The following is a 7,632-nucleotide window of genomic DNA, read 5'->3' on the forward strand; positions in this document are numbered from 1 at the left end:
CTATATGGCTTTTAGTTTAGAAAAGCAATGCCTTATGCATTTTTGCTTTTGATATACTCATCAATTCCTTTAGCTCCGGCTTTTCCGGCACCCATAGCAAGGATAACGGTTGCTGCACCTGTTACAGCGTCACCGCCGGCGTAAACGCCCTCTTTGCTGGTCTTTCCGGTTTCTTCCTCAGCTACGATACATTTTCTTCTGTTGACATCCAGACCGTAGGTGGTGGAAGAAATCAGCGGGTTCGGGGAAGTACCAAGAGACATGATAACTTCGTCTACTTCAATTTCGAACTCAGATCCTGGAATCTCAACCGGTCTTCTTCTTCCGGAAGCGTCCGGCTCGCCAAGTTCCATACGGATGCAGCGGATACCGGTTACCCAGTCTTTGTCGTCGGTCAGAATTTCTACCGGGTTGGTCAGAAGGTCGAAGATGATACCTTCCTCTTTTGCATGATGAACTTCCTCTGCACGGGCCGGAAGCTCTGCCTCAGAACGACGGTAAATAACGTGTACCTCTGCGCCGAGACGAAGTGCGGTTCTTGCAGCGTCCATAGCTACGTTGCCGCCGCCGACTACAGCAACTTTCTTGCCGTGTGCGATCGGGGTATCGTAATCATCGCGGAATGCTTTCATCAGGTTGTTTCTGGTCAGGAACTCGTTTGCGGAGAATACGCCGTTTGCGTTCTCACCCGGGATTCCCATGAACATCGGAAGGCCTGCACCGGAACCGATGAAGACTGCTTCAAATCCTTCGTCTTTTAACAGCTCGTCGATGGTAACGGATTTTCCGATGATAACGTTGGTCTCAATTTTAACACCGAGAGATTTTACGTTCTCGATTTCAGCGGCAACTACTTTGTCTTTCGGAAGACGGAACTCCGGAATACCGTAACTTAATACACCGCCGGCTTTGTGAAGTGCCTCGAAGATGGTTACATCGTAGCCAAGTTTTGCAAGGTCTCCTGCGCAGGTAAGACCTGCAGGGCCGGAACCGATAACCGCGATCTTGTGGCCGTTTTTCTCTGCTGCCGGAACCGGTTTGATACCGTTTTCTTTTGCCCAGTCAGCAACGAAACGCTCCAGTTTGCCGATGGAAACAGCGTCGCCTTTGATTCCGCGGACACATTTGCCCTCGCACTGGCTCTCCTGCGGACATACACGGCCGCAGACTGCCGGGAGTGCACTGGACTCACCGATAATTTTGTATGCTTCCTCGAAGTTTCCCTCTTTTACCTGTGCAATGAATGCCGGAATGTTGATATTAACCGGGCATCCTGTGATACATTTTGCATTTTTACAGCCCAGGCAGCGCTGTGCTTCTTCTACTGCTTCGTCTTTGTTGTATCCAAGACATACCTCGTCAAAATTTGTGGCACGTACCTTCGGCTCCTGCTCACGTACCGGTACTCTGTTTAATCCCTTTGCCATTATTTGTCACCTCCGCACTGGCCGCATCCACCGTGATGGGTTGCGCCTTCCTGGTATCTTAAGAGAGCTCTTCCCTCTTCTGTCTTATACATCTGCTGACGTTTCATAGCCAGGTCGAAGTCTACCAGATGACCGTCAAACTCCGGTCCGTCTACGCAGGCAAATTTTACTTCATTGCCTACCATTAGACGACAGGCACCGCACATACCGGTTCCGTCTACCATGATCGGGTTCATGCTTACAACGGTCGGGATGTTCAGTTCTTTTGTCAGAAGACATACGAATTTCATCATGATCATCGGTCCGATGGCAACACAGACATCATACTGTTTGCCCTGGTTCTGTACAAGGTCGCGGAGTACATCGGTACCCATACCTTTTCTTACGTAAGAACCATCGTCTGTGGTTATGTACAGATTGCTGACAGCAGACATTTCTTTCTCGAGAATAACGAGATCTTTTGTCTTTGCTCCGACAATGGCGTCAGCAGTGATTCCATGCTCATGCAGCCATTTTAACTGCGGGTAAACCGGTGCAGTTCCAACACCGCCGGCTACGAATACGATCCGTTTTTTCTTCAGTTCTTCGATATCTTCGCTGCAGAACTCGGACGGCTGCCCCAGAGGTCCTACGAAATCCATGAAAGCATCTCCCGCTTTGAGATCTTTCATTTTTTTGGTAGATTCTCCGATCGGCATGAATACGATGGTGATAGTTCCTGCTTCTCTATCGTAATCACAAATGGTCAGAGGAATTCTTTCTCCTTCTTCATCTGCCTTGACAATAACAAACTGTCCAGGGAGGCAGTGCTGTGCTACTCGCGGTGCTTCTACTACCATACGGTAGATATTATTCGCGAGCATTTCCGCTTCTTGAATCTTGTACATAATATCCTCCTAATCTTGTTAGAAATATTTTAACAAAAGCACGACTTGGATTTTCGCGCATTTTATGTTAATACTTTATCACGTTTCCGGTTATTTGTAAACAACGGACAACATCTTTTCCCATCATCCGTGTTCCTCCAGATAATTTTCGAACTGTTCCATGGACATCAGAACTTTTCTCGGCTTGGTTCCTTCCTCCGGTCCTACGACACCGGCATCCGCGAGCTGGTCCATGATTCTGGCCGCGCGGTTGAAACCGATTTTCAGCACTCTCTGGAGCATGCCGATCGATGCCTTATCTTTTTCGATGATAAATTTTCCGGCTTCCACGAAGTAATTATCGCGGTTATCTCCGCCGCCTGCGGCAGAACCGCCATCCAGGCTTACGGTGTGAATCCGTTTTTCGATATCCGGATCATAAGCGTTCTCGCCGTAGTGATCTTTTAAGTAGGCAACGACATCGCTGACCTCTTTATCCGAAACAAAGGATCCCTGCAGACGGGCCGGTTTCTGGTAATCCTGCGGCTTGTAGAGCATATCGCCTTTTCCAAGCAGTTTTTCCGCACCTCCCATGTCGAGGATCGTACGGGAATCTACGCTGGAAGAAACCGAGAATGCAATACGGGACGGCATATTTGCCTTGATAAGACCAGTGATGACATTGACGGAAGGTCTCTGTGTTGCAATAATCAGATGGATGCCGGCCGCACGGGCAAGCTGTGCCAGACGGCAGATCGCATCCTCCACTTCTCCCGGCGCAACCATCATCAGGTCGGCAAGCTCATCCACGATAATGACGATCTGCGGCAGTTTTTCCGGTTTTTTGCCGTTTTCATCCGGCGGCAGCTCGGCAACTTTTGCATTGTAGCCTTTCATATCGCGCACGTTGAATTCCGCAAATTTGTTATAACGGTCTGTCATCTCCGCAACCGCCCAGTTCAGAGCTCCGGAAGCCTTTTTCGGGTCTGTGACAACAGGAATAAAAAGGTGCGGAATGCCGTTATAAACAGAAAGCTCAACGACCTTCGGGTCGATCATGATCAGTTTGACGTCTTCCGGTTTTGCCTTATAAATAATACTCATAATCAGTGTGTTGATGCAGACCGATTTACCGGAACCGGTCGCACCGGCGATCAGAAGATGAGGCATTTTCGCGATATCTGCGATGACCGGCTGACCGGCGATGTCTTTTCCGACAGCAAAGGCCAGATTCGAAGAAAAGTTCTTAAACTCCGGTGTTTCAAGAAGATCACGCAGCATCACGGCCGTGTTCGTCTTATTTGGAACCTCGATTCCGACTGCGGATTTTCCCGGGATCGGTGCCTCAATGCGGACATCTGCTGCTGCAAGACTCAGCTTGATATCGTCGGTCAATCCGACAATCCGGCTTACTTTCACGCCCTGTTCCGGCATCAGCTCATACCGTGTGACGGTCGGTCCGCAGCTTACGTTATTGACTGTAACTTTGACACCGAAGCTGTCCAGCGTCTCCTCCAGTTTCCGCGCTACTTCCCGCAAATGCGCATCGGAATCGCCCATGGCACCGCGCATCCCTTTTTTCAGAAGATTCATCGGCGGTGTTTTGTACTCCGGCCGCTTTTCCTCTGCTTTTTTCCCGATTTCCTGACGAATGCCGTCTATATCCGCCTCGATCTCTTCACAGGAAGACCGCGGATTTCTCGTATGATCCGCAGACGTTTTCTCTTTTTTCGCCTCTTCTGCAGCTTGCCGTGTCATCTCCGGTCCTGTCTTTTCCGGCTCTTCAGCCGGCACAGAACCACGGTGAATCGAAAGCTCCGGCGTCTCCATCTGATGGGTATCGTCGTTTTCGTTTAAATCAGCCTTCGATTCCACATGAGAAAGAAGGCGGGATTTCTTTTTCTTCCCGGCTTTTTTCGGTTCCTCCACTGGCTCAAGAATCAGCTCTTTTCCTTCCTCTTCCTCCATCGCAGCTTGGCGCGCCAGACGCTCCTGGCGGCGCTCCTCCGCCATCCGGCGGTGGTCATTCGTCTTTTCATGGATCGGCGCGAGAATCGGCTTCTGCGTCATCACGATCACGGAAATCACGATGGCGATCACAATAATCACCCACGCACCGATCTGGCCGAATCCCATGCCGAGAATTTTCACGACAGACCCTCCTAAGATTCCTCCGCCGAGATGATCGTAGGCGCTGTCAAAATAGTAATCCAGAAATGTCGTATCTCTCGTATAGCCGGACGCCAGAAGCTGCATAAAAGCGCAGAAAAAGACGAAGCAGCTGATCGCTCCCCCGGTTTTCCGCACAATTAAAAAGTTCTGTCTGTTTGCTATGTAAAATGCTGTTCCAAAGAAGATCAGAACCGGTGCTGCCCACTCTGTCACGCCGAAAAGGCCGAAAAAGAAGTCGCAGACAGCCTGTCCGATCACGCCGCCCATACCGAAATTACTGAGCATCAGCAGAATCGAAACAGCAAGCACGGAAAGCAGAATAATTTCTGCGCGCACTCCCTCGTCCATCGGCTCACGGACTGTGTTTTTCCTTGTGCCGGAGGTACGTTTTGCGGTACTGCTCTTTTTCGCCGTTGTTTTTCTGGCCGTTGTTTGGGTCTGTTTCTTTTTTGCTGTTCCGGAAGCAGAAGTTTTTTTCTTTGTCTTCCCGCTTCCCTTTGTTGTATTTGCCATGCAGAACTTCTCCCCTTTCTCGTATTACAGCAGAAAATATCCTGCAATGGAGAATGTCCCGACAAGAAGACAGTACAAAGCAAAATATTTCAGTTTCCGTTTTTTCACCACACGCATCAGAATGCGGATCGTAAAGTAACCGGCAAGTGCCGCCATGAAAACGCCGACCAGATATACCGGATGAAAAACAATTTTATTTTTTCCCATGGTCGCAATTTCAACGATCGTTGCCCCGATAATCGCCGGAACACTCACAATCAGAGAGTATTTCACAGCGTACGAACGGGTCATGCCGCCGATCACACACGCAGAAATAGTCGAACCAAGACGGGAAAGACCCGGAATCGTGGAAAAGCCTTGGAAGAATCCGGCAATCAGTGCATCTTTCGGCTTCAAATTTTTCTGCGTTTTTTCTCCCTCCGGAAGCATATCTGCCACCACAAGCAGAATCGCCGTCAGATACAGACCAACGCCAGGTGCCAGCAGATTCGAGGAGGTCAGTGTGACAAGGCTCTGAATCATGCCGCCGATTACAGCAGTCGGGATGGTGGTCAGAATCAGCAGGAAAGCAAGCATACGGTAGTTGCTGCCGAGTACCTTCCGGTACTGCTTTCTCTCCTGATGCTGACTGGAAAAGTGTTCCTTTAAATTATGAAACAGATCGATTATGATTCCGCACAGCGCGAGGAAGAGACGTTTCCATTCCTTCGAAAATGTGAGCAGAATTGCAATCATGGAGCCAAAGTGCAAAAGCACATTGAAAAACACCGTCTGCGTATCTTCGATCTTCATAAAGTGACGGAAGATAATCAGATGTGCGGAGCTGCTGATCGGCAGGAATTCCGTGATTCCCTGGATCAGGCCCAGAAATAAAGCTTCTATTACTGTCATTTTTTTATCCTGTTCCCTTATTTTTCTCTTTTGTGAAAGTCCGGCCAAAACTTCCGTTCGAATTTTCACAGCGAACTCATTCTAACACAAAATCCCCTGAAACACAAGCCGCGCCGTGAAGTCAATTTTCTGTCCCTGCTGCCTTTTTCATCAGCTCATTCAGCTTTTCGAGCGCGCGGGCAATGCCGCCGACCTCGTCGATCAGGCCTTCTTCCACTGCCTGCGGGCCGTCCAGCATTGTTCCGACATCCTTGACCAGCATTTTCGTATCGAGCATCAGCTCCTCGAGCCGTTCCTTGGTGATTTTAGAATGGGCCGATACAAAACCTGTGATCCGATCCTGCGTCTTTTCCATATTACGGTACGTCTGTGCAACACCGATGAACATGCCGTTTGTACGCACCGGGTGAATGACCATGGTGGCACTCGGCACGATCAGCGAATAGTCTGCTGCAACGGCGAGCGGGACACCGATCGAATGACCACCCCCTAAAACGAGCGATACCGCAGGCTTTCGCATGGACGCAATCATCTCTGCAATTGCAAGACCGGCCTCCACATCTCCGCCTACGGTATTCAGGAGAATCAGAAGACCATCAATACTTTTGTCCTCCTCGGCACGGGCAAGAGCAGGGAGAATGTGCTCATAGCGCGTCGCTTTCGTGCGCTCGCCGAGTGATTCATGCCCCTCCACCTCGCCGATGATGGACAGCAGATAAATGTTGGTCTTCAGTTCTACAATATTTTCTTTTTCTGTCTGGTTTTTCTGTGATTCTGCCATACGGATTTCCTCTTTTCTGCTATTCCAAAATAGCTTCATCAGTATGCGCAGATTCTTATGATTCTATGTAATTTCCAGTGAAATTACTCGTCCAGGTTGGTATATACGTACTGTACGTCGTCGTCGTCATCCAGCAGATCCAGGGTACGGTTCAGGTCTTTTAATGCCTGCGGATCGGTCAGCTCTACGTAGGTCTGTGGGATCATGGTAACGTCTGCCTCTGCCATGGCGATACCGTCTTTCTCCAGAGCCTCACGTACTGCGGAGAAGTCATCCGGATCGGTGATGATTTCGTAGCTGTCCTCTTCGTCTGCGAAGTCTTCTGCGCCTGCATCCAGAGCAAGCATCATCAGATCGTCAGCATCCATTTCGCACTCTTCTTTGTCGATGATGATCTGGCCTTTTTTGTCGAACATGTAGGATACGCATCCCGGTGTTCCAACGCTTCCGTTTCCTTTGGTGAAAGCGCTTCTTACGTTTGCTGCGGTACGGTTCTTGTTGTCGGTCAGAGTCTCTACGATGATCGCGATACCATTCGGGCCATAACCTTCGTAGGTGATACGCTCGTAGTTGTCTGCGTTTGCATCTCCGGCAGCTTTTTTAATACCGCGGTCGATGGTATCGTTCGGCATGTTGTTTGCTTTTGCTTTTGCGATAACGTCACGCAGCTTGCTGTTGTTTGCCGGATCCGGTCCGCCCTCTTTGACAGCGATTACGATCTCACGGCCGATGATGGTAAAGATTTTACCTTTTTTTGCGTCGTTTTTTTCTTTCTTATGCTTAATATTGGCAAATTTTGAATGTCCTGACATACCTCTTTTGTCTCCTTTATTTAAAGTATTACTTTTCTGTAAAAAGGTTTCCCCGAAAAACGGCAGAAGCCCATATAATATAGAATATAGCACGATCTTTCTCATTCGTCAACCGTGAACCGCGCCAAACAGAGATTTCGCTTTTAGCAACGCATATTTATAAGTAGCCC

6 protein-coding genes are annotated in these 7,632 nt (G+C 49.2%); all 6 read right to left on the reverse strand.

The window, feature by feature from the left end; genetic code table 11:
• Positions 1-32: 32 nt before the first annotated feature.
• The 6 genes from gltA to PGS38_RS06840 all read right to left on the reverse strand — a co-directional run bounded on the left by gltA (position 33) and on the right by PGS38_RS06840 (position 7,462).
• Positions 33-1,427, reverse strand: coding sequence for an NADPH-dependent glutamate synthase (gltA, locus tag PGS38_RS06815; protein WP_022462566.1), 1,395 nt, complete (start codon positions 1,425-1,427; stop codon positions 33-35).
• Positions 1,427-2,314, reverse strand: a complete 888-nt coding sequence (locus PGS38_RS06820; protein ID WP_055217977.1) for a sulfide/dihydroorotate dehydrogenase-like FAD/NAD-binding protein — start codon at positions 2,312-2,314, stop codon at positions 1,427-1,429. The genes gltA and PGS38_RS06820 overlap by 1 nt, the downstream gene beginning before the upstream one ends.
• A 123-nt stretch (positions 2,315-2,437) precedes the next feature.
• Positions 2,438-4,978 (reverse strand): FtsK/SpoIIIE family DNA translocase, encoded by a 2,541-nt coding sequence (locus PGS38_RS06825; protein WP_055267847.1) that lies wholly within the window; start codon positions 4,976-4,978, stop codon positions 2,438-2,440.
• A gap of 24 nt (positions 4,979-5,002) precedes the next feature.
• The gene (locus tag PGS38_RS06830; RefSeq protein ID WP_022462569.1) at positions 5,003-5,869 is read right to left on the reverse strand and encodes an undecaprenyl-diphosphate phosphatase; all 867 of its coding nucleotides are present in this window, start codon (positions 5,867-5,869) and stop codon (positions 5,003-5,005) included.
• Between the two features lie 121 nt (positions 5,870-5,990).
• A complete protein-coding gene (locus PGS38_RS06835) occupies positions 5,991-6,650 on the reverse strand; it encodes a ClpP family protease (protein ID WP_022462570.1) in 660 nt (219 codons plus the stop codon).
• An 83-nt stretch (positions 6,651-6,733) separates the two neighbouring features.
• A complete protein-coding gene (locus tag PGS38_RS06840) occupies positions 6,734-7,462 on the reverse strand; it encodes a YebC/PmpR family DNA-binding transcriptional regulator (RefSeq protein WP_022462571.1) in 729 nt (242 codons plus the stop codon).
• Positions 7,463-7,632 lie beyond the last annotated feature (170 nt).

This window comes from Fusicatenibacter saccharivorans (assembly GCF_027667425.1).
Lineage (GTDB): Bacteria > Bacillota > Clostridia > Lachnospirales > Lachnospiraceae > Fusicatenibacter > Fusicatenibacter saccharivorans.